At 39.5% G+C, this 23,006-nt stretch carries 23 protein-coding genes and 2 tRNA genes; 14 read left to right on the top strand and 11 right to left on the bottom strand.

The genetic code is table 11. From position 1 onward, the window contains the following. Positions 1-239: 239 nt before the first annotated feature. Together J5X91_RS00500 and J5X91_RS00495 are read left to right on the top strand one after the other, a co-directional pair. Positions 240-1,658, top strand: a complete 1,419-nt coding sequence (locus tag J5X91_RS00500; protein ID WP_208833842.1) for a M28 family metallopeptidase — start codon at positions 240-242, stop codon at positions 1,656-1,658. A gap of 125 nt (positions 1,659-1,783) precedes the next feature. Beyond that, positions 1,784-2,230 (top strand): DUF4826 family protein, encoded by a 447-nt coding sequence (locus tag J5X91_RS00495; protein WP_011328373.1) that lies wholly within the window; start codon positions 1,784-1,786, stop codon positions 2,228-2,230. Between the two features lie 61 nt (positions 2,231-2,291). Here the strand turns inward: J5X91_RS00495 and J5X91_RS00490 are convergent, their stop codons facing one another. From J5X91_RS00490 to mnmA, 5 genes are all read right to left on the bottom strand, one after another. After that, positions 2,292-2,759 carry a GNAT family N-acetyltransferase gene (locus J5X91_RS00490; RefSeq protein ID WP_208833841.1) on the bottom strand — a complete coding sequence of 156 codons (468 nt, stop codon included), beginning with the start codon at positions 2,757-2,759 and terminating at the stop codon, positions 2,292-2,294. Between the two features lie 9 nt (positions 2,760-2,768). After that, positions 2,769-3,914 (bottom strand): cupin domain-containing protein, encoded by a 1,146-nt coding sequence (locus J5X91_RS00485; RefSeq protein ID WP_011328371.1) that lies wholly within the window; start codon positions 3,912-3,914, stop codon positions 2,769-2,771. An 89-nt stretch (positions 3,915-4,003) separates the two neighbouring features. After that, entirely contained in the window at positions 4,004-5,374 is a 1,371-nt protein-coding gene (gene purB, locus J5X91_RS00480; protein WP_011328370.1) for an adenylosuccinate lyase, read from the bottom strand. Positions 5,375-5,405: 31 nt separating this feature from the next. Next, positions 5,406-6,008 (bottom strand): high frequency lysogenization protein HflD, encoded by a 603-nt coding sequence (hflD, locus tag J5X91_RS00475; RefSeq protein ID WP_011328369.1) that lies wholly within the window; start codon positions 6,006-6,008, stop codon positions 5,406-5,408. After that, positions 6,008-7,108, bottom strand: coding sequence for a tRNA 2-thiouridine(34) synthase MnmA (gene mnmA / locus J5X91_RS00470; protein WP_011328368.1), 1,101 nt, complete (start codon positions 7,106-7,108; stop codon positions 6,008-6,010). The genes hflD and mnmA overlap by 1 nt, the downstream gene beginning before the upstream one ends. A gap of 298 nt (positions 7,109-7,406) precedes the next feature. Between mnmA and J5X91_RS00465 the strand changes: the two genes are divergently transcribed. After that, positions 7,407-8,678, top strand: coding sequence for a sensor domain-containing diguanylate cyclase (locus tag J5X91_RS00465; RefSeq protein ID WP_208833840.1), 1,272 nt, complete (start codon positions 7,407-7,409; stop codon positions 8,676-8,678). Positions 8,679-8,743: 65 nt separating this feature from the next. Here the strand turns inward: J5X91_RS00465 and J5X91_RS00460 are convergent, their stop codons facing one another. Genes J5X91_RS00460 through J5X91_RS00435 form a run of 6 tightly spaced genes read right to left on the bottom strand, consistent with a single transcriptional unit; the run spans position 8,744 to position 11,473 of the window. After that, entirely contained in the window at positions 8,744-9,427 is a 684-nt protein-coding gene (locus J5X91_RS00460) for a pseudouridine synthase (protein WP_208833839.1), read from the bottom strand. Continuing rightward, on the bottom strand, positions 9,427-9,756 hold the full coding sequence (locus J5X91_RS00455) for a TusE/DsrC/DsvC family sulfur relay protein (RefSeq protein WP_011328365.1): 330 nt from the start codon (positions 9,754-9,756) through the stop codon (positions 9,427-9,429). The genes J5X91_RS00460 and J5X91_RS00455 overlap by 1 nt, the downstream gene beginning before the upstream one ends. A 3-nt stretch (positions 9,757-9,759) precedes the next feature. Then, a complete protein-coding gene (gene tusB / locus J5X91_RS00450) occupies positions 9,760-10,026 on the bottom strand; it encodes a sulfurtransferase complex subunit TusB (protein WP_041454715.1) in 267 nt (88 codons plus the stop codon). Between the two features lie 20 nt (positions 10,027-10,046). After that, complete coding sequence (tusC, locus tag J5X91_RS00445) at positions 10,047-10,403, bottom strand: sulfurtransferase complex subunit TusC (protein ID WP_041454449.1); 357 nt, start codon at positions 10,401-10,403, stop codon at positions 10,047-10,049. Beyond that, on the bottom strand, positions 10,400-10,753 hold the full coding sequence (tusD, locus tag J5X91_RS00440) for a sulfurtransferase complex subunit TusD (protein WP_011328362.1): 354 nt from the start codon (positions 10,751-10,753) through the stop codon (positions 10,400-10,402). Before tusD ends, tusC begins: the two co-directional genes overlap by 4 nt. A gap of 54 nt (positions 10,754-10,807) precedes the next feature. Continuing rightward, positions 10,808-11,473: a Bax inhibitor-1/YccA family protein gene (locus J5X91_RS00435; RefSeq protein ID WP_041454448.1), complete on the bottom strand. Its 666-nt coding sequence runs from the start codon at positions 11,471-11,473 to the stop codon at positions 10,808-10,810. Between the two features lie 251 nt (positions 11,474-11,724). On the opposite strand from J5X91_RS00435, the gene J5X91_RS00430 reads away from it, so the two are divergent. The 11 genes from J5X91_RS00430 (at position 11,725) to J5X91_RS00380 (ending at position 23,001) form a co-directional block, all read left to right on the top strand. After that, a tRNA-Ser gene (locus J5X91_RS00430) sits at positions 11,725-11,815 on the top strand. A 112-nt stretch (positions 11,816-11,927) separates the two neighbouring features. Next, positions 11,928-12,018: transfer RNA gene (locus J5X91_RS00425), tRNA-Ser, on the top strand. Between the two features lie 167 nt (positions 12,019-12,185). Further along, positions 12,186-12,566, top strand: coding sequence for a hypothetical protein (locus tag J5X91_RS00420; protein ID WP_182676611.1), 381 nt, complete (start codon positions 12,186-12,188; stop codon positions 12,564-12,566). Positions 12,567-12,694: 128 nt separating this feature from the next. Next, complete coding sequence (locus J5X91_RS00415) at positions 12,695-13,153, top strand: GAF domain-containing protein (protein ID WP_011328359.1); 459 nt, start codon at positions 12,695-12,697, stop codon at positions 13,151-13,153. Further along, a complete protein-coding gene (locus J5X91_RS00410; RefSeq protein WP_011328358.1) occupies positions 13,153-13,431 on the top strand; it encodes a hypothetical protein in 279 nt (92 codons plus the stop codon). Before J5X91_RS00415 ends, J5X91_RS00410 begins: the two co-directional genes overlap by 1 nt. A gap of 15 nt (positions 13,432-13,446) precedes the next feature. Continuing rightward, a complete protein-coding gene (gene proQ, locus J5X91_RS00405) occupies positions 13,447-14,085 on the top strand; it encodes an RNA chaperone ProQ (protein WP_086998613.1) in 639 nt (212 codons plus the stop codon). Between the two features lie 26 nt (positions 14,086-14,111). After that, positions 14,112-16,136 (top strand): carboxy terminal-processing peptidase, encoded by a 2,025-nt coding sequence (prc, locus tag J5X91_RS00400; RefSeq protein ID WP_011328356.1) that lies wholly within the window; start codon positions 14,112-14,114, stop codon positions 16,134-16,136. Positions 16,137-16,316: 180 nt separating this feature from the next. Beyond that, positions 16,317-17,780 (top strand): Na+/H+ antiporter NhaC, encoded by a 1,464-nt coding sequence (gene nhaC / locus J5X91_RS00395; protein ID WP_172459226.1) that lies wholly within the window; start codon positions 16,317-16,319, stop codon positions 17,778-17,780. 48 nt (positions 17,781-17,828) lie between these two features. Beyond that, entirely contained in the window at positions 17,829-20,423 is a 2,595-nt protein-coding gene (gene pepN / locus J5X91_RS00390; RefSeq protein ID WP_208833838.1) for an aminopeptidase N, read from the top strand. Positions 20,424-20,426: 3 nt separating this feature from the next. After that, complete coding sequence (locus J5X91_RS00385; RefSeq protein WP_086998601.1) at positions 20,427-20,648, top strand: DUF2835 domain-containing protein; 222 nt, start codon at positions 20,427-20,429, stop codon at positions 20,646-20,648. A gap of 253 nt (positions 20,649-20,901) precedes the next feature. Then, a complete protein-coding gene (locus J5X91_RS00380; protein ID WP_208833837.1) occupies positions 20,902-23,001 on the top strand; it encodes a DUF1302 domain-containing protein in 2,100 nt (699 codons plus the stop codon). Positions 23,002-23,006: the final 5 nt, after the last annotated feature.

Here is a 23,006-nt window from a genome sequence, read left to right as displayed (position 1 = left end):
GCCTTATTTTCACTGAAAATCTCTGGCTAGAGAAAATAAAATTAAATATAACTATGATTCAATACGTTAGTAAATCTCTTAACCAGAGTTCAGGTTAAATATTGTAGTTGCTAATTATTTGGCTTAATTAAACCTTTAACCTGTACTCTAGCTTACTTTTTTGTGGTGCCTACCGCAAAAGTATTGCGCAATAAGCTTACTTGCGTAATGGTGATTATAATAAAAATAAGGAGCTATAAATGCTTAAAACACCTTTTAAAATAACAACAAAATTACTTAGCGTGAGTACCCTTACAGCTGCTTGTTTTGTGGGTTTAACTTCGCAAGCATTGGCAGCGGGCGAGATTAAATACACTGATCAACAAAAATTGCATGCTATAGCCGGTGATATTTCAGCGCAGCGTATTGGTGGCGATATTCAAACGCTGGTGGATTTTGGTACGCGCCATACATTATCAGACACTAAATCGGAAACCCGTGGCATTGGTGCAGCAAGGCGCTGGATAAAACAAGAGTTCGAAAAAATATCAGCACAATGCGGCGGATGCCTAGAGATTATTGAAGTAAAAGACACTATATCGGGCGAAAAACGAATTCCTGATGCAACCGAAGTGGTTAATATTGTCGCTATTCAGCGCGGTATAAGCGAGCCTAACCGTATGGTAATAATGTCGGGCGATATAGACTCACGCGTAAGCGATGTGATGGATTTTACTAGCGACTCGCCGGGGACTAACGATAACGCCTCTGGTGTGGCGGGCGTAATAGAGGCGGCGCGTGTATTGAGTAAACATAAATTTAATGGCTCTGTGGTGTACGCGGCGCTGTCGGGCGAGGAGCAGGGTTTATTTGGTGGTAAAATTTTAACCGCTTATGCGCAAAAACACGACTGGCAAGTACACGCAGTACTAAACAACGACATGATAGGCAATATTACCGGGGTTAATGGCGTAACCGATAACACCACAGCGCGGATATTTTCTGAAGGTACGCGCGTAATAGAAACTAAAGAGCAAGCACGAACGCGGCGCTTTACGGGGGGCGAGGTTGACTCAGCTAGTCGTAACTTGGCGCGTTACATAGATACCATTGCCGACAGATACATTGCTAATTTAAATACTATGTTAGTTTATCGGTTAGACCGATTTGGTAGAGGTGGGCACCATAGACCTTTTAATGACGCGGGCTTTGCTGCAGTGCGCATTATGGAAACAAACGAGCATTACGATCGCCAGCATCAAGACTTACGCATTGAAAACGGCATTGAATATGGCGATACGATCAAAGGCGTTGATTTTGACTATGCGGCCAAATTAACCGCACTTAATGCTGTAAGTTTAGCGTCGATGGCGTGGGCACCAGCCCCTCCTAAAGACGTGAAAATCGCGGGTGCGGTAACGGCTAATACGCGTTTGTCGTGGCAGGCATCTAAAGACAATAATATAACCGGTTATCGTATTTATTGGCGTTATACCAGCGAGCCACAATGGCAGTTTAGTAAAACCGTGGGTAAGGTTACTCAAGCTACACTTAACAATGTAGTAATTGATAATTACTATTTTGGTGTTGCAGCCATTAATAAAGAAGGGATTGAGTCGCCGGTGGTATTTCCGGGGGATGTGGGCTCATTCGATCATAATATTAAAATAGTTAAGTAAAGCTTATAAATTTGGCTAAAAACCAGGCAAACAGCGGGTTTGAGGCTAAAAAATACTATTTTTGTACTTGCACCTTATTTGTTAAGCCCTTAAAGTGTTAAAAAAGAAGTAAAAGGTTATTAATAATGACACAACAAGAAAAAAAACCGTTAACAGCACAAGAACAAGCTCAAGTAGAGCAGCAAAATATATTATGGCAGCGTGAATGCTTTCAAAACGCACAAAAGCATTTAGCTGAAAAAGGCATTATGCCTAAAACGTTGATTGAAAAAGACAGTCGTTTTTTAGCCCCATTTTGTGCTCTATGGAAATTTAAGGCGCAAAACGGTAAAAACTATTGGGTAATTACCGGTCGTTTACCAACTGATCATGCTGAAGTGAGTGCTGCAAAAGATGCTCGCGATGCAATACGTTATTTTTCACTGCAATGGCAGTTAAAAGCTGATCAAATAATGCAAACAGGGGCGAGTGATAAAACCAAGGTTGATTTTGCCAATTTACTGATCAATCGTGCCCATGGTTTATACGAAATGCACGAAAATGAACAACTGTGGGCTAACGAGCCTAAATAAGTTTAATATGTTTGTATAACAAATTAAAAAGCGAGCTACTTTATTTATTGTAGCTCGCTTTTTAATGCGTTAACGTAAATGGACGAGTTTCAAAGCTGGTAACAGGGCATTGCATTCGTAGCTTTGCAATGCCAGCCTCCATGAATACATTGCCTTGTTGGCTAAAGCCATTTTGTTTAAATAATTCAACTTCTTCTAAAATGCAGTTAATACTCAGTACTTCAATATTTTGCTCTGCAGCAAGTGCAACAATAAAGTTAAGTAGGGATTTGTAAACATTGTGATTGCGGTGGGCGGGTAATACAGCTATACGGCCTATAAGGCCATCGCTACACAGCCTGCCTGTGGCTACAGGAGACTGTGTGTCGTTGGTAATATAGGTGACAAGAATATGTTGGGCAAGTGGGTCTAGGTTGTCAAATTCAATATGTTTAGGAATATGTAACTCATAAACAAATACACGCTCTCTTATTTGCTGCAGTAGCGCTTTTTGGCTGTGCCAATCGACCTGTTCTACCCGGTAGTCCATAATACACCTCTAATTGAACCAAATACCCTCATTAATTAGTGTAGTGAATATTTCAATAAAAACTAGGCTTGGGGCCGTGTTTTTTAGCTGTTGCGCATTAAAACCTGTAAAATCAGTAAGTAACTTAACAGCATTCAAGTCACTATTTGGTACAGAGTAGTTTTCTCCGTTAACACTTACTAATAATTCATCAGCTGTTTGCTGATATATAGCACGCGTTCCACCTAGGCGTTCAAAGCTTATGTCGTCACTGTTTATTGCATCGGCTATTTGCGCCGCATTAAACGGTTGCTCAACAGGCATTAAGTCCATATCGTGCTTTGGTTGGCTTAAAGTTGTGCCAAGCCATTGTTTAAATAAGGTGTGGTCGTTTAGTAATGCCTGCATTAGCACTTTTACTTTATCAACCTCAGTATCGCTCAGCTCGCCCTTAGACTCTCTTAATGTAAGGTTGTGGTCGGTGTAACGCTTTTGTCCGCTTTCGGTATCAATAATATGATCGGCAAAGCTAGAGAGTAAATCTTGTTGATTTGGCGCTCTAAAACCCACCGAATAATTAAGGGCGTTTTCTACGGCATAACCTTCGTGCGGGCAACCTGGTGGAATATATAAAATATCGCCGGGTTCTAAAATACAATCAATAACCGCAGTAAACGCTTCTACTTGCAATAATGTTTTATTTTGGGTGAATTGTTTAAGGCTAGGATCTGGCAGGCCTACTCGCCAATGGCGTTTGCCTTCACCTTGAATAATAAATACATCGTATTGATCTAAATGCGGGCCAACACCACCGCCAGGCGTTGAATAGCTGATCATTAAATCATCTATGCGCCAGTTTGGGATAAATCGAAACGGCTCTAGCAGCTGTGCTGCATCGTTATGCCAATGATCAACCGCTTGTACTAATAAAGTAGAGTGTTGCTCTGTAAGCTGTTCAAAGTCTTCAAACGGCCCTTGGTGCGATTGCCATTCATTATTATGATTAGTAACAATACGCGACTCTATGCTGTCTTCCATTGCAAGGCCTGCAAGTTCATTCGCATCAAGCGGGTCTTGAAAATTACTAAAACCTTGTTTAATCAAGAGTGGTTTTTTTTGCCAGAACTGAGTTAAAAACTCTTGCTCTGATAAGTCATTTATTTTTAATTGATACATACAGTGGCCCTACAAATTAGTGCAAGTGGTATTAAAACAAAAAAAGCGAAAGGAGACCTTTCGCTTTTTCATTGATTTTAGTTTAGTTATTAAACTAAATCATCAATAAACTCAACAGCGCGGCCAATATAATTAGCAGGTGTTAGTTTTTTCATTTCTACTTTAGCGTGTTCAGGAAGGTCTAAACCATCGATGAAGTCTGCCATTATTTCTTGGTTTACACGTTTGCCACGGGTTAAGTCTTTAAGCTTTTCGTATGGCTTTTCGATACCGTACTTACGCATAACTGTTTGAATTGGCTCTGCTAGCAGTTCCCAGTTTTGATCAAGCTCTTCTAATAAACGTTGCTCGTTTACTTCAAGCTTACTTACACCTTTAAGTGTTGATTGGTATGCAATAAGTGCATAACCCATACCTACACCTAAGTTACGTAATACCGTTGAGTCGGTAAGATCACGTTGCCAGCGAGAAACAGGCAGCTTTTGTGCAAGGTGAGAAAAAATAGCATTTGCTAAACCTAAGTTACCTTCTGAGTTTTCAAAATCAATAGGGTTAACTTTATGTGGCATTGTTGATGAGCCAATTTCGCCAGCAATGGTTTTTTGCTTAAAGTGATTAAGGGCAATGTAACCCCACATGTCACGATCAAAATCGAGCAGTATTGTGTTAAAACGGGCAATAGCATCAAAAAGCTCAGCAATGTAGTCATGCGGTTCAATTTGTGTAGTAAACGGGTTTAGAGTTAAACCTAGGCTTGATACAAATTTGTCTGCATGTGTGTGCCAATCGTAATCTGGGTATGCACTAAGGTGAGCGTTGTAGTTACCTACAGCACCGTTAACTTTACCTAGCATTTCTACTTGTGCAATTTGGTCGCGTTGACGTTTTAAGCGCATGTAAACGTTAGCAAACTCTTTACCCATAGTAGACGGTGTAGCAGGTTGTCCGTGCGTACGTGTCATCATAGGGATTGTTTTGTACTCAATCGCTTTTTCTTTAATTGCGCTAAGTAACTGATCGCAATATGGTAGTAATACATTATTGCGTGCTTCAGTTAGCATTAAACCATGAGATAGGTTGTTAATGTCTTCAGAGGTACATGCAAAATGAATAAATTCGTTAATTGCATGTAGTTCTGCGTTATCGGCTACTTTTTCTTTTAGAAGGTATTCAACCGCTTTAACGTCGTGATTTGTTGTGCGTTCAATATCTTTAACGCGCTGTGCATCAGCTTCGCTGAAGTTATCAACAATGGCGTTTAGTAATGCATTAGCTTGTTCGCTAAATGCAGGGACTTCTTTAATATCGCTCGCTGCAGCTAACGCTTGCAACCAACGCACTTCAACGGTTACGCGGTATTTGATTAGGCCAAATTCGCTGAAAATACTGCGTAGTTCAGTGGTTTTGCTGCCGTAGCGACCATCCACTGGAGAGATAGCCGTTAACGCTGAAAGCTCCATAATAACTCCTAAATTTTAGTTTGAACGATAATTAAATTTTTGCTTTAGCAATGGCGATTATTTTTCTTTTTGCAAAGAAAAAGTGACGGCGTTTACCGCCCATTTGTCGCCATAAAACTGCACTTCTAATACCGGCTAATAATAATGCGCGGATTTTATTTTGAGTGAGCTGCTGCTTTAGTAACTCAGGTTTACCATAAACCTGTATACGGTGCCCAAGGGGGCTTAGCACCGTTGAGTATATATCCGCTAAACCGGCGACAACGCTCTCGTCGGTTATAGCAAAATGATCTAAACGTCGATGAATGTCATCAATACGTTTACCTAATTCGTTTAAGCTTTTGTCGTTTGCACTCAAGGCACGTTCTAGCTGCATTAAACCACCGACGTATTTTACAATTTCAACATCTTTTTGCGCACCAGCACTTAGCTGTGCCAATAATGTTTTGTAGCCATCGCGTAGGTTATCTGTGCCTTGGTATACATCCTCTGGCGATGCAGGCGAGGTTTGAATAATACTCGAAAGTAGTATTTCTAAATCGTGTTCATTATTATTGCCGTACTGAGCAACTTTTTGAACTTGTTTAGCAACTTGGCACATGGCGGCAAGCGCCATGACTTGGTGTTGATTCATTATTTGATCACCGAATCAATAATACCACCACCTAAACACACATCTTCTGCGTAAAATACGGCAGATTGACCTGGAGTAACGGCTTTTTGTGGCTCGTCGAATAATACGCGTGCCATGCCGTCTTCGCCTACAAGTAGCGTACAGCTTAAGTCTTCTTGGCGGTAACGGGTTTTAACTGTGCAGCGAGTAGTGCCTTTAGGGCCAATACGGTCAACCCAGTGCAATTGGTTAGCATTAAGGCCATTACTGTATAGGCGAGGGTGATCTTTACCTTGGCCAACAATAAGTACATTTCGCTCAAGGTCTTTATCTACTACATACCATGGCTCGCCTGAGCCTTCTTTCATACCACCAATTAGCAAGCCTTTGCGTTGGCCTAGGGTGTGGTACATTAATCCTTCGTGCTCGCCTACATTGTTACCATCAGTGTCTTCGATAACACCAGGTTGGGCAGGTAAAAACTTTTGTAAAAAGTCTTTAAATTTGCGCTCACCAATAAAACATATACCTGTGCTGTCTTTTTTATCGTGAGTAATTAGGTCTTGCTCTTCAGCTATGCGGCGCACTTCTGGCTTAGCAATATCGCCAACAGGGAATAATGTTTGGCCAATATGTTCGTGGCTAAGCGTGTATAAAAAGTAGCTTTGATCTTTATTATCATCTAACCCGCGGCACATAACGTATTTGTCATCGCGTAGTTCGCGGCGTACATAGTGACCGGTGGCAATAAAGTCGGCGCCTAATGCTTGGGCCGCAAATTCTAAAAAGGCTTTAAATTTAATTTCTTTATTGCACATTATATCTGGGTTAGGTGTACGACCTGCTTTGTATTCTGCTAAAAAGTACTCAAATACGTTATCCCAATACTCAGCGGCAAAGTTAACTGTATGCAGTTCAATACCGAGTTTATCGCAAACTGCTTGCGCGTCTTTTAAATCATCAGCTGCGGCGCAATATTCATCATTGTCGTCTTCTTCCCAGTTCTTCATAAACAGGCCTTCTACCTGATAGCCTTGTTGCTTTAACAAATATGCAGATACAGAAGAATCAACACCGCCGGACATACCTACGATGACTTTAATGTGACTATTTTCGCTCATGAATAATTTCGCTTATACAGATTACTGTTATTAATAACATCTTGGAAAGGCCGCGATTATAGCATGTATTTAAGCAGCGCTTAAAGAGGCTTAGCCTTAATGCAGCGCTTTTGTAGTTATTTTTATAGCGTCAGCAAAACGTTTTTGCTATTTGCAGTAAGCAAAATAAATATAAATAGTAAATAAGTGTGAATATTAGCTGTGTAATAGTAGGAGGAGTTATAGCTTTATATTGCTTTATAGTGTTATATTTAAGCGTAACTAAGGTTATTATTAATATACTCAATGGAATGAATATATGAACTATGCTTCTCACGTCAACAAAGTAAAATCTTTTATTTTAGATTACCCAAAAAAAACCGATATAAGTGAGTTGCTTAACAACCCGTTGAGTGAACTTAAAGAAACAGCTTATTATTTGTTTGATGAATTGATCACAATAACTCCCCCTATTTTTTTCCAAGAGCCACATCCTATTGTTGAGTTATTTAAATTAATTGAACAGTCGTTGAGCCCTAATCTAAAAGTAGAAAAAGCATTATTAGAGCATTTAGAAACATGGTGGGTTGAATGGCACTTTGTAGCGACTATGAATGCCAAATTACTTAACGAACATAACGACCCACAACAAAAATATTTAATTGCTCACACGCATCACCCTATGCGTAATCATGAGCTGAGCCATTATGCGAAATTATTTACAGTGCTTCCTATGCCTATTTGTAATGTGTGCGTTGAAACGGGTGATATATTAAAAGTTAACCAGCGTTATATTGATGTATTTGGTTTTACTATAAATGATACGCCCAATGTAGATATTTGGTGGGAAAAAGCCTACCCAGATATTGATAAAAGAAATGCTGCTCGGGCATTATGGAACGCATCGCTTGCACAAGCCGAAAATAATAAAGGCGATATTCCTGCAAACGACTACCAAATAACCTGCAAAAATGGTGAGCAAGTCATTATGCAAGTATCGGGTATTAATATTGGTAATGAATTTTTGGTTGTTTTTAATGACGCCACTGAGCGGATTAAAGCACATGAGATTTTAAGCGAAATGGCGTTTTTAGATTCGTTAACCAAAATTGCCAATAGGCGCCGCTTTGATGAAAAAATTGTTGATGAATTTTCCCGTGTTAAATTAGCAAACTGTCAGCTTTCACTCATTATAATTGATATTGATAACTTCAAAAAATTTAACGACCGTTACGGGCATATTGCAGGCGATAAGTGCTTATACGCTGTGGCACAAAAACTTGCCGACACAGTGAGTCGTCCAGAGGATTTTGTTGCCCGTTATGGGGGCGAAGAGTTTGTTGTATTGCTACCACAAACAGATAAACAAGGGGCGCTATTTGTGGCTGAACAAATTCAAAAAGCAATTGAAATGTTGGCAATTGTGCATGAAGATAGCTTTACAGGGTATTTATCAGTAAGCATGGGAATTAATACTGTTAATCATCATCAGTGTGATGATCATTTAACATTTATTCAAGCTGCCGACGATGCTCTTTATTATGCAAAAAACCAAGGAGGTAATTGTATTGCGCTAAGCCCTGGCAAATAGCTTAAACGCTAATTTAAAGTTAATAATGGCTTATAAATTAGCGATTGTAAGTTGGTTTACATCAGTTAGGTATGCTTTATACCTGTCATTACTTTATACTCGCCGTTTTTAATGCCATCTAGGGTGTACTTACCAATACTATAGCGAATTAAACGCAAAGTAGGGTGCCCAATATGTGCTGTCATGCGTCTAACTTGGCGGTTACGCCCTTCACTTATTGTTATGCTGAGCCAAGTTGTAGGTATTAGTTTTCGCTCTCTTACTGGCGGGTTACGCGTCCATACTGTTGGCTCACTGATGATGCTCACTTTAGCGGGTAATGTAAGGCCATCTTTTAATTCTACGCCTGTGCATAGTGCAGCAATTGACTCTGAGCTTGGCTCACCTTCTACCTGAACCCAATAAGTTTTACTGGTTTTTTTACCCGGTGCGGTTAGGGTGTTTTGTAATTTACCGCAATTGGTGAGCAGTAATAAACCTTCACTGTCTCTGTCGAGTCTGCCTGCAGCGTAAACTTCTTTTATAGGAATAAATTCAGCAAGGGTTTTTCTGTTGGCATCATCAGTAAATTGGCACAAAACGTCGAAAGGCTTATTAAATAAGACTATTTTTATATCTTGTGAAGCTATTGCTGGTTTTATTTCTCTTTTTGAAGCGACGCTTTTTAGCGTGCTGCGAGAATAGGTTCTGCCAGTATTACGTTTGGGTTTAGCTGTGTACTCTTGCTTATTAGCTGACTTATTATTCATTATATGCACCTGGCAGGTTTTGGTAAGCCGGCAATTTTAGTCGCTTGTTTTGCCGGGCCTTTAGGAAATAATTTATATAAATATAGGCTATTACCTTTATCTTCACCGAGTGCTTTAGCCATGGCTTTTACCAGCATTCTAATAGCGGGGCTGGTGTTGTATTCTAGGTAAAAGTTGCGAACAAAGTTAATAACTTCCCAATGCTGCTCAGTTAAACTAATGTTTTCTTGCTGTGCAATAATGGGCGCTAATTCTTTTGACCATAAAGTATGGTCAAGTAAATAACCTTGTTTGTCTGTTTCAAGCTGTTGGTTGTTAATTTCAAGCATAAGTTACCAGGTAATAGATTGATTGGTTGATAAGCTAAGGGTTACAAATTCGTCATAGCTAATTACTTTATCGTTATTATTTAGCTTTATAGCGCGAGCACTCGCATCAGGCGCTAAAATAAACAATGATTCGGCAAATTGTCGATACTGCTTTGCTGCATAACAGGCATCGCCAACCAGAAGTACAATATCAGTTGCTTGAATTAGGTTTTCTAATCGATTGGCGCTGTAGTAGCTAAGTGGTTTAGAAAATATATGTAAGGTGCTCAAAGCATTAGTTTGTAGGTTACTCATAGGTTCACCACATGTTGCTGGGTTTTAATTAGCGCTTTTTGCTGATCAAAGTTTAGTGCTTGCACATCTAACAATAAATCATTTTTGTTTAAGCCATAATCGAGTAGTGACTTTTCGCAGACGTAAATATTTTCAACGTCATAAATTTCCAATGTTTTAATGTTTTTAAAAAAATCTTTTATACCAAGCATATTTGGTTGTTGTTGCTTTTTTAGTGCCAGTACAGCTGGGCCACTAAAGAGCCAACTGATATTCTGATCGACAGCTGCAAATATGAGGGTCATGTCTAGGGCGTCGCGAATATGCAAGTCATCAAAAGGACTGCATTGGCTCATTACGAGTACGTTAATCATTTAAACTGTATCCATTTGTCGGCATCACTAGCAAGCATGGCAAATTCAGCAAGCCCAGCAACATTAAACACATTGGTGTGTTTAATGTCTAAACCACGTTTTTCAGCGGCGGTTACACATAACATTAAATTAATTTTTTGATCTGCTAATTGCTGCCACAACATCGGAATTTGTAGCTCATCAGTGGGAAGATCAAAGTGGTTTGAAGCATGATAAACCCCTTGCTGATATAAAAATATAGCGTCTATGGTGTGTCCTTGCGCTAAGCAAGCGTGCGCAAATTTAACTAAACGCTGCGTAGTATCGTGATCAGAGGGTGGAGTATGTAAAGACAAGACGAAACGCGACAAAATTATTCCAAAAAAAAGCCCCAATTAAGGGGCTATTTTAACAGAACTTTTTAATTAGTCATTATTTGCGCCAAGCAGAGCAAGTAATGAAGTAAATAAGTTATATACACTTAGGTAAAGTGACACAGTTGCGCGAATATAATTTGTTTCGCCACCGTTAATAATACGGCTGGTATCAAATAAAATTAAACCAGACATAATTAATACTACAGCAGCATTAAGTACCATAAACATCAGTGAACTACCGATGAAAATATTAACAATGCTTGCCACAATAACTACGATTAAACCAACCGTTAAAAAGCCACCCATAAATGAGAAGTCTTTTTTAGTGTTAAGTGCATAAGCCGATAAACCAAAAAATATCAGCGCGGTAGAGCCCAGCGCTTGCATAATTAGCATAGGGCCATTAGGCATTTCTGCATAGTGGTTAAGCATTGGGCCAAGGCCTGCGCCCATTAAGCCGGTAAAAGCAAATACCCAAAATACACCAGATGCAGTTTCTGCTTTTTTATTTACTACAAATAATAAGCCGAACGAGACAAGTGTGAACACTAATCCCATAAAGTATGGTAACTGTAGTGCCATTGAAATACCCGCTGTAACAGCGCTAAATGCGAGTGTCATAGCAAGTAATAGGTAGGTGTTTTTAAGCACCTTGTTTGTTTCAATGGTAGACATTACCGGTTTAGCGGTATTGTACGATTGATTAAACGCCATTGTAGAGCTCCTGTGGTTGAAACTGAGTAGTTCCGATAATTTAACTAAATTTAGATTAACAACTCTTATATGTTTGGGCAAACCTTTGTAGTTCAATAGAGTGAAATATTTAAATAAAAGTTCAATTACAATTAATACAGGCCACTTTTGCTTTAACTTTAAACAAATTAGTTGTTTTTTAATCACTTAAACAATTAATTTAAAATAAAGCTTCACAAACCTCTGCGCTTTCCCTATTATTCAGGCCGTGCGGAGAGATGGCAGAGTGGTCGAATGCACCGGTCTTGAAAACCGGCATGGGTTTATAGCCCATCTAGGGTTCAAATCCCTATCTCTCCACCACTTATTTAACAAATAAATGGTGTTTTGGTTTTTAAAATCAATAATAAGCATTTATTTAAAATAGTTTAAAATAGTATTAAAATACACTCTTATTTTTAACTATAGCAGTATCGGAGAGATGGCAGAGTGGTCGAATGCACCGGTCTTGAAAACCGGCATGGGTTTATAGCCCATCTAGGGTTCAAATCCCTATCTCTCCACCATATAACAAAACAGCCCGCTTAATTAGCGGGCTTTTTTGTGCCTCATATAAAATAATGCGTTTGTTTTGCAAGTTTAAATTACGACCATAGTCTCTATTTATAAGCTACCTCGCTTAGGGCATGCTTATATTATTGAGGCTTATGTTTGTATATTTAAGGATTTTACGATGAAACATCAACTTGCAAAAAGTGTCGGGCTTTCATTACTCTCCCCAATCATTATTGGTGGTATGTTGGGTGTTTATTATGGCCTTGCTATGAATGGTGACTTTTTATCAATATTTTTTCAATTATTGATGACGGCAATAGCAAACGCACATATTGTAGGGTTAACGATGGCCGCATTTGTAGTGCCAGGTTACTTACTTATGTTTAAGTACGCTAAAGTAAATTATTCAGGGGTTTTAACGCTTGGTTTATTAGGCGGCGCTATTTTTAGTTACTTACTTAGTGCTACTACGGGCGAGATATTTTTAATAAATAGTGTGATGTCTGGGTTTGCTGCAGGGCTGTTTTTGTTTGGGCTGCGTAAAACCGCAAAAAAATAATCGTAGCATTATTAAGCAAGCATGCTGATAAAGCGTGCATTTTCCTTTTTTTTAGCCGCAAAAGGTTTCAATTTTTCACGACAAAGAGTACCTTTAGCTACTGTATGTTTAATAAGAAGTAGTTTGGTATGCAAAAGCACGATTTTTACCAGTCATTAGTTAAGCAAACGCAATCGCTGATAGGCGGTGAATCGAATGTAATTGCTAATATGGCAAATATAAGCGCGCTGTTATTTACTTCATTAGATGATGTAAATTGGGCGGGCTTTTATTTTATGGATTCACCTACCGAATTAGTGCTTGGTCCGTTTCAAGGTAACCCAGCTTGCATTCGAATTCCGGTAGGAAAGGGTGTATGTGGAACCGCCGCTGCAACCGGACAAACACAATTAATAGAAGATGTTCACGCTTTTGATGGGCATATAGCCTGTGATGCAGCGTCAAATTCTGAAGTAGTTGTACCTATTATGAAAGCTGGTAAAGTATTTGCTGTACTTGATATAGATAGCCCAAGTATTAGCCGATTTGATACTGACGATCAAGCGGGTCTTGAAGCATTAGTAAAATGCTTAGAGGCAAGCCTATAATGAAAGACTTGCTAAATGTTCAAGACTACCTTTTTGCCGTACAAGATGTGGGCGATTGGGAAGGCGATGAAGAACATGTAGCGGAAACGCTCAATGATTTGATTCATATTGCTTGGGATCGTCTACCAGACGAAGCCGAGTGTGAATTTATCGATGAAACAATTAATGGTATTTGGGAACACCTTCGTGGTGATATGGCTGTAATTGAGGCCGACTTCGAAGAATTGGTCGACTGGGTAATACACTATGTTGATTCGTCCCTTGATGAAAAGATGTGAAAAATAGGTTCTAAAATGGAAACCACAAACAAGCTAAAAGATATGAACGAAGTGTTGGAATTTTTATATCAAGAATTCCCGCAGTGTTTTAAACAAAAAGACGGTATCAAACCGCTTAAAGTCGGTATTTTTAAAGATATTGCTGAGCGTATTGAAGGGTCTGAAAAAGTAAGCAAGACTCAAGTGCGCCAAGCGCTTAGAAAATACACGTCTAACTGGCGTTATTTAGAAGCTGTGACTAAGTCAGAGTTTCGTATTGATCTTGATGGTAATCAAGCTGAAAAAGTTGAGCAAGAGCATATCGACCATGCACAAAAAGCATTGGAAGAAAGCCGCGCGAAAATGGCTAAACGCAAAAAGCAGCAACGTCCGCGTCCAGATGCAGATGCAAAATCTTTCAAAAAGAAACCTGCTCATGCCGCTAAAAATGCTACTTCAGCAGATAAAACAGCTAAAGCCGCACCGGTTAAGCGTTCAGGAAAAATTGAACCTTTACCAGCAAGTGAGGTCAAGGTTAATAATAAGGTTAAGGTTAAACTTGGCCAAGCACTTGTTAATGCAATAATCACTGAAGTGAACAAAGACGACGTTCATGTTGAATTAGTGACTGGTATGCAAGTTAAAACCAAAGCTGACAGCTTATACATTATTTAAGCTGAAAATAAATTAAGGAGTTGTGTATGAGTAAAAAGTTTACGCTCATTCCGTTAGTTGCTGCCCTGTTTTCAGGTTCATTATTTGCTGCCGTTGAAGCCGTTACGTTAAAAGACTTACCGTTGCTCAAGCAAGAAAGTCAACATGCTACAGCCAGCAAACGAGTGGTTAACTTATTTACTCGTTCACACTATACACCGGTTCGATTTAACGATGAGCTTTCAAGTAAAGTGTACGATCGTTATATCGAATCCCTTGATTTTAATAAAAGTGTATTCTTAGCCAGCGATATTGCGTCATTTGAGCAATATCGTAATGGCTTTGATAACGCATTGGTAACCGGCAAGTTAGGCTTTACGTTTGATATTTTTAACCTAAGCCTTAAACGTCGCTTTGAGCGTTATGATTACTCGCTTTCATTACTTGAAAATGAGATGACGTTTGATAAACAAGATGAATACTTTTTTGATCGAGAAGATGCTGATTGGGTAACCACCCAAGACGAACTTGATGAAATATGGCGTGAGCGCGTTAAATATGATGCACTACGCTTAAAAATGACCGGTAAAGATTGGGAAGGTATAAAGGATGTACTTGTAAAGCGCTATAAAAATGCACAAAAGCGTTTAGTACAATCAAAATCTGAAGATGCCTTTCAAATAGTAATGAATTCGCTTGCACGCAGTATAGAGGCGCATACCTCTTATTTATCGCCGCGCCGTGCAGAGCAATTTAAAATGGATATGGACCTAGAGCTTGAAGGCATAGGTGCAGTATTAAGCCCAGACGAAGACTATACCGTTATTCGCAGTTTAGTACCGGGTGGTCCTGCCGATAAATCACAACAAATTAAAGCCGATGACCGCATTATTGGCGTTGCCCAAGACGGTAAAGAGTTTGTTGATGTGATAGGTTGGCGCTTAGATGACGTGGTTGATTTAATTAAAGGCCCTAAAGGTACAAAAGTACGTTTACAGTATCTAAAAGGCGCTGATGCGCACGGTACGCCTAAAATAGTTGAAATAACCCGAGATAAAATACGCCTAGAAGACAGAGCAGCTAAATCTGAAGTGTTTGAAGCACAGTATTCCGATTTAACCAGTAAAATAGGCGTTATTGAAATTCCTGGCTTTTATAATAACTTGTCGCAAGATGTAAAAGTTGAACTAGCTAAACTAAAAGAAGCTAAAGTAGACGGTGTTATTATAGATTTACGTCAAAACGGTGGTGGTTCTTTATACGAGGCAACACAGCTTTCTGGATTGTTTTTCGACCAAGGCCCAGTGGTACAAATTCACACTCTTAATAATCGTATTGAAGAGCAGAAAGACCGCGATGGTATTACGTACTACGATGGCCCGTTAACTGTTCTAGTAGACAGATACAGTGCATCTGCTTCTGAAATTTTTGCAGCAGCGATACAAGATTATGGTCGCGGTATTGTGATTGGCGAGCAAACCTTTGGTAAAGGCACTGTACAACAGCACAAAGGCTTAGGGCGAGCGTACGACCTGTACGACAACGAGCTTGGCAGTGTGCAGTATACAATTGCTAAGTTTTACCGCATAAATGGTGGTAGCACACAACACAAAGGCGTTATTCCTGATATTTCGTTTCCATCTGCAATTGATCCCGCAGAGTGGGGAGAAAGCAAACAAGATAATGCACTGCCGTGGGATAGCATAGTACGCGCTAGATACCAAGAAATGGGTGACTTAAAACCGATTATTACGTATTTAGATAAGCAACATGCGCAGCGTATTCAGTCAGAGCCAGAGTTTAATTATGTATTTGAAGACATTACTCGCTACAACGAAGAGAAAGACCGCAAAACTATTTCGTTAGTAGAAGCTCAGCGTATTAAAGAAAAAGATGAAAATGAAGCACGCGCTTTAGTGCGTACTAATGAGCGTTTAGCGCGTTTAGGTGAAAAACCAATCGAAAACCTAGATGATGTGCCGGAAGTAATTGAAAAGCTGGATCCATTTTTAGAGGAAGCAGCCCTGATCACTCAAGACTATATTAAATACGGGCGTATAGCCAAAAAGTAATAATTGGTTTACCTCTATAAAAAAAGGCGCAATTGCGCCTTTTTTGCTACCCATAATTTACAAGATTGTTATAATCGCTGATTACACAAAGTTGAGCTAGATCAATGTTGCTCGATTAATGCGCTGTATGTGCTAAGAAGAATAATTAACATGCATTAGATGTGTGTAGGAGTCTTTATCTTGAAGTCATTAGAAGAAAAACCAATAAAACCCGCCTCGTTTTTTGATGCACTCATTCCAATCTCAGTTCTCATTTGTTTACTTGGTGCGGCTGTTTATCTATTTGGTGATAATTCCTCTTCTGGGCCAAATCAAATAGCTTTGTTATTTGCTACTTTTGCAGCAGCATTAATAGGTCTAAAAAATGGCTACAATTGGAAAAAACTAGAAGATGCGATGATTGAAGGGATCACCTTGTCGTTAGGTGCTATCTTAATTTTACTTATGGTAGGTGCGTTAATAGGCACTTGGTTGCTTTCGGGCACAGTACCTACGCTAATTTACTATGGCTTACAGGTTATTAATCCGAGTTGGTTTTATGCAGCTAGTTGTTTAATTTGTGGCATTGTAGCAATGAGCATTGGTAGTTCGTGGACCACAGCGGCTACAATAGGTGTGGCTTTATTAGGCGTTGCTACAGGCTTAGGGTTAGAGCAAACAGTAACGGCTGGTGCGGTTATATCGGGCGCGTATTTTGGCGATAAGCTTAGTCCACTATCAGAGACTACTAATTTAGCGCCTGCGGTTGTGGGGGCAGATTTATTTGAACATATTCAGCATATGCTATGGACTACAGTACCGAGCTTTGTAATTGCCTTAATAATCTTTATATTTATGGGGTTTAACGCGACTGCATCGAGTGAAGCAGGGCGTATTGATGAAATTACTGCTATTTTGCAGCAAAACTTTAATATTGGTTTAGAAATGCTAGTGCCTTTAATTGTACTTTTGGTACTTGCGATACGCAAAATGCCAGCGTTTCCTGCTATATCGATAGGCGCGGTACTTGGCGCTGTGTGGGCTGTGTTGTTTCAATCTGATTTAATTGCCAGCCAAATAGACATAAGCCAAGGCCAGCTAATAGGCTACTTTAAATTAATTTGGACCACTTTTTTTGATGGTTTTAGTATTAGTACCCAAGACGACAATATGGATGCGCTCCTCAGTGGTGGTGGTATGTCAGGTATGCTTACAACAACCTGGCTAATTATGACGGCACTGATGTTTGGCGCTATTATGGAAAAAACGGGACTGTTAGATGTGTTTGTTAAGAGTATTCTTAAAATCGCAAAAAGCACAGGGTCGTTAATCACTGCAACTATAGCGACTTGTATTGGTACAAACGTCATTGCAGCGGATCAATATATTGCTATTGTGGTACCGGGGCGGATGTTTAAAGAAGAATACGCAAACCGTGGTTTAAAGCCGGTTAATTTATCGCGTACCTTAGAAGATGGCGGCACAATTACTAGCCCGCTGATCCCATGGAATACCTGTGGTGCATATATGCAAAGCGTGTTACTGATCAATCCATTTGACTATGCACTGTATGCTTTCTTTAATTTAATTAACCCTGTCTTGGCAATTATTTACGCTTATTTAGGTATTAAAATATTACGTATTAAACCAAAACAGACAGCTTAATTTAAACAGCCTCTTTTAAACATAAAAGAGGCTTTTTTTGGAGTATTTATGACTGCCGTACAAAAACCGCAAATACAATATTTAAAAGACTACCAAGCGCCAAACTTTTTAATTAACCACACCGAGCTTAACTTTGATTTACAGCCGTTAACAACAAGAGTCACTGCGCTACTTACATTGAGCCGCGTGGGCGCTAAAACGGCACCTTTAGTACTCGATGGTATTGATTTACGCTTAGTGTCGCTCTCAATAGATACTCATGATATTGGCGATTATAAAATAGTGGGTGAGCAACTCATTATTAATAATTTACCAGATCACTGCCAACTTAGTATAGTGACCGAAATTTCTCCGCAAACAAATACTTCCCTAGAAGGACTTTATTTATCGGGTGGGGCTTATTGTACTCAGTGTGAAGCGCAGGGTTTTAGAAAAATAACTTACTATATGGACCGCCCAGATGTTTTATCAACATTCGATGTAACCATAATAGCAGACAAAAAATACCCACAGTTACTCTCTAATGGCAACATGGTAGATAGTGGTGAAACGCAAGACGGTCGTCATTTTGCTAAGTGGCAAGATCCGTTTAAAAAGCCAAGTTACTTATTTGCGCTAGTGGCGGGTGACTTTGATGTATTAAATGACAGCTATACTACAAAAAGTGGTAAGAATGTCGATTTAGCCTTATTTGTAGATAAAGGTAATTTATCAAAAACACCGCATGCAATGAGCTCACTAAAAAAAGCAATGCAGTGGGATGAAACACGCTTTAATTTAGAGTATGACCTTGATATTTATATGATTGTTGCCGTTGATTTTTTCAACATGGGAGCGATGGAAAATAAAGGGCTTAATATTTTTAATAGTAAGTGTGTTTTGGCAAATCAAGAAACCGCTACCGATAAAGACTATCACACCATTGAATCTATTGTTGGGCATGAATACTTTCATAACTGGACCGGCAACCGCGTAACCTGTAGAGATTGGTTTCAGTTATCGTTAAAAGAAGGCTTAACAGTATTTAGAGATCAAGAATTTAGCAGTGATTTGGGCTCGCGAGCTCTAAACCGTATTGATGCCGTTAAAGTAATGCGTACTCACCAGTTTAGTGAAGATGCAGGGCCTATGGCGCATCCTATTCGTCCAGAAAAAGTAATTGAAATGAATAACTTTTACACTGTGACTGTATACGACAAAGGTGCTGAAGTTATACGTATGATGCACACCTTGCTTGGTGAAACTAACTTTCAAAAGGGCATGACACTTTACTTTGAACGCCACGATGGCCAAGCGGTTACCTGTGACGATTTTGTAAGTGCTATGAGTGATGCATCTAATATTAACTTAGAGCAATTTAAACGCTGGTATAGCCAATCGGGTACTCCTCGTTTAAATGTACAACAAAGTTACCATAGCGAGACGCAAACGTTTAGCCTTACCATTGAGCAGGCTGCGCCAATTAATCAGCCACAAAACGATACTTTGCATATTCCTTTTGCAATTGAGCTGTTAGATAGCAAGGGGAAAAGTGTACCGTTACAATATAAAGGTCAGAGCGTTGATCATGTGCTTGATGTAACTAAAGCAACGCAAACATTTAATTTTGATCAGCTAGCAGAGCAACCTGTTGCCGTTTTATTGGAAGACTTTTCAGCCCCGTGTATATTAAAGCAGCACAGTAACGATCAAGACCTATTGCACATAATGCGCTTTGCGCGTAGCGATTTTTCGCGTTGGGATGCACAGCAACAGCTATTTATTAATGCGGTTAAGCGTGGTATTGCAAGCAAAAACCCTAAACCATTAAGTAATGAAATAATAGCAGCATTACAGGTATTAATAGCCAGTAGAGCAGGTGACTTGGTATTACTTGCTGAACTGTTAAAACTCCCTAGCTTTGATACCTTAGCAGCTGAGTTTGAGACGATCCCAGTTGATGCCATTCTTACTATTACACAGCAGTTTGAACAGCAAATAGCTGATACCCTTGAACAAGAATTTATTAATTGTTACCAAGCACTTGAAGACGATGGCAGTGTTAATGCGGCTGCTGTGGCAATACGTTCATTAAAACAACAATGTTTGTATTACCTAGCAAAAACAGACAGTTTACCAGCGGCTGAATTTATAAAAGAAGCTGCAAGCTCAACTAATATGACCAATGTGCTCGGTGCGCTCAGTGGTGCTATAAAAGCGTCGCATACATTAAGTGACACCTTGCTTGCACATTTTGATAGCCAATGGCGACACGACGTATTAGTAATGGACAAATGGTTTGCACTGCAAGCTATGCAGTCGGGTGATGATGCAATTGACAATATTAAAGCACTGTATGAACATCCTTGTTTTGACTTTTCAAACCCTAACCGAGTGCGTGCTTTAATTGGCAGTTTTAGTCACTTTAATACCGCGCAATTTCATCGCCTAGATGGTCAAGGTTATGCTTTGCTTGGTGATTTACTCATTAAGCTCAATACTATTAATCCGCAAAATGCATCACGCATGTTAACGCCTTTTATGTCGTGGAAACGTTACGATAAAGTACGTTCTGCAGCAATGAAAACACAACTGCAGCGTTTAGCTGATTTAGATACGCTGAGCGACGATTTATTTGAGAAGGTTGAAAAAGCCTTAAATTAAATCATGATTGAATATTATTTTAGATTAAATTTGAGCTACAACGAATGCATGGATTACTACCATGGACGTTATAGCTCAGTACAAGTTGTAGATGACAGCGGTAAAACCATTCGATTTGCCGCAAACTACCTGCGCCCCTACATTTCTAGTTTAGGGGTGCGAGGTAGGTTTAGATTGATACTTACCCCCGAAAATAAGTTTATCCGCCTCGAACGAGTAGCCTAAGCGCTTGTATTTATGTTATAGATATACATAAATATTGCCTTTTTGTTAATTTCGATTTGTCCTATTGTTAATTTGCGTGTATAAATTACTGGTATGACGTCTTACCATTGCGTAAACGTCAGTGAATAAAAAAAGATTATGACTGATTGAAGGCGACTGTTTGTAATTTGTTTAATTCGCTTCTATCGTTACGATTACACTAAAAACAATAACTTGATCACACAAAATGACCCGCGACAGGGGGGAAACCAAAATGATAAGAAGATCGCTTTTTGTTAAAAATAAAATCGCTATAGGTTTAGCAGCCGCAAGCTTAGGGTTATCTGCAATGACTGCACAAGCGGCAGTTTTTGAAGCCGGAGGTTTTGATATAACTTTCGACTCCACTTTTTCTTATGGGCAAAGTATTCGTGTAGAAGACCGAGACTTTGGCTTAATAGGTAAAAGTAACAACCCTTCATTCGATTGGACGGGTTATAACCCAGCCTTAAACAATACCGTTTACTCATCGCAAGATGTGTGGGCGCAACCAGGATCATATTCAAACAATGGTGATGCAGGCGACTTAAACTTTGATAGTGGTGATTCGTTTTCAAAACTATTAAAGGGCACCCATGATCTATCTATCAGTAAAGATAATTATGGTTTGTTTACTCGATTTATGTATTTTTATGACTTTGAGTTAATGGATGGCGATCGTGCTTATGTAAACCCTACCTCAGGCCAAGGCGTCGATCCATGTGATGACAAAGATACAAAAGCACAAAGCTGTGCTGACATCCGTTTATTAGATGCGTATGTATGGGCAAGCTTTGATTTAAATGAAGGAAAAAATCCGCTATCAATTCGCGTTGGTCAACAAGTAATAAATTGGGGTGAAAGTACATTAATATCGCATGGTATTAACGTTAACCCAGTTGACATAGACCGTTTAAAAGCGCCTGGTGCAGAGCTTAAAGAAGCCTTTATACCTGTTGGTATGTTATGGGCGTCGTTAGGTATTACTGATAACGTAACCTTAGAGGGTTTTTATCAATACCAATGGCAAGAAACACGCTTACCAGCAACGGGAACGTATTTTTCTACCAATGACTTTGCCTCTGAAAATGGTTATCAGCAAAATGTGCAGTTAGGTTTTACTTCAAATCCTGATATTGATTTAGCATTTTTAACCGACAGTTTAAATAATTTAACCTCTGACTTTGCCCTAGCAGCCTCACTCAAAGGCGTTGATCCTTCAAGTGCTCAAGGCAAAGCGCTACTGGCCGAAATGTATTTAGCCTATTCAACTAAGGTAGCACTAAAAGGTAAAGGCGATGAAGGTAAAGTAGAGCCGGATGACGGCGGCCAATACGGTTTACGTTTAGGCGTGTTTTTACCTGAATTTAATGACACGGAAGTGGCATTTTATCATGTGAATTATCATAGCCGTCGCCCGTTAGTATCTGGTCGAGTGTCTAATTTCACTCAAGCTTCACTTACCCAAGATTTAGCAATGATTACAACGACCGAAATCACTGAAGATAATATTCATAATTTAAGAGCTTTCTCTTTAGCAAAAAATGAATACCCAGAAGACATTAAACTCTATGGTTTGAGCTTCAACACATCTTTAGGTGAAACTGCGTTTGCCGGTGAGTTTACTTTTCGCGAAGATGAACCACTACAAATTGATGACGTAGAGCTACTTTACGCTGCAATGCCAGAGCAATTAGCAGTGGCAGGTTTACGCCCTGAATTTGCAGGTATTTCACAAATGAGCCAAGGCAATGCAGTTAGTGTTGTTGGCCCAGGCGAGCTAGCAAAAGGTTATATAGAGCGTAATACCAGTCAATTACAATTTACCGCGACGCATTTATTTGGCCCATCTTTGGGTGCAGATAGCTGGGCTGTGGTAGGTGAGGTTGGTGGCGTGCGTATTCATAGTATGCCGGAGTACGATGAAATGCGTTTAAACGTTTCTGGTACTGGGCGTAGTGGCATTATGACCGGCCCAGGCAGTTCTGATTATTCTGCGCTACATATGGCGTTATCAAATGGAGCAGAGCAAAAACAATTTGCTACGGCTACATCGTGGGGTTATCGCTTAATTGCTAAAGGTGATTATTATAACCTGTATAACGGTATTAACTTTTCGCCACGTTTTGTATTTTCTCATGACGTAAATGGTAGCACGCCAGATCCTATGTTTTTGTTTATAGAGGATCGTAAATCGTTAGGTGCAACCATGAACTTTAACTATCAAAATGCGTGGTCATTAGATGTTAGCTACAACTCATTTTGGGGTGGCGGCGACATTAATACCTTCTCTGATCGCGATTACATTTCATTTAACTTAAAATATTCTATTTAGGGGTA

This window comes from Pseudoalteromonas sp. K222D (assembly GCF_017653575.1).
Taxonomy (GTDB): Bacteria; Pseudomonadota; Gammaproteobacteria; order Enterobacterales; family Alteromonadaceae; genus Pseudoalteromonas; species Pseudoalteromonas nigrifaciens.
Note: the sequence above shows the minus strand (reverse complement) of the source record. Positions and strands in the feature narration are given on the sequence as shown.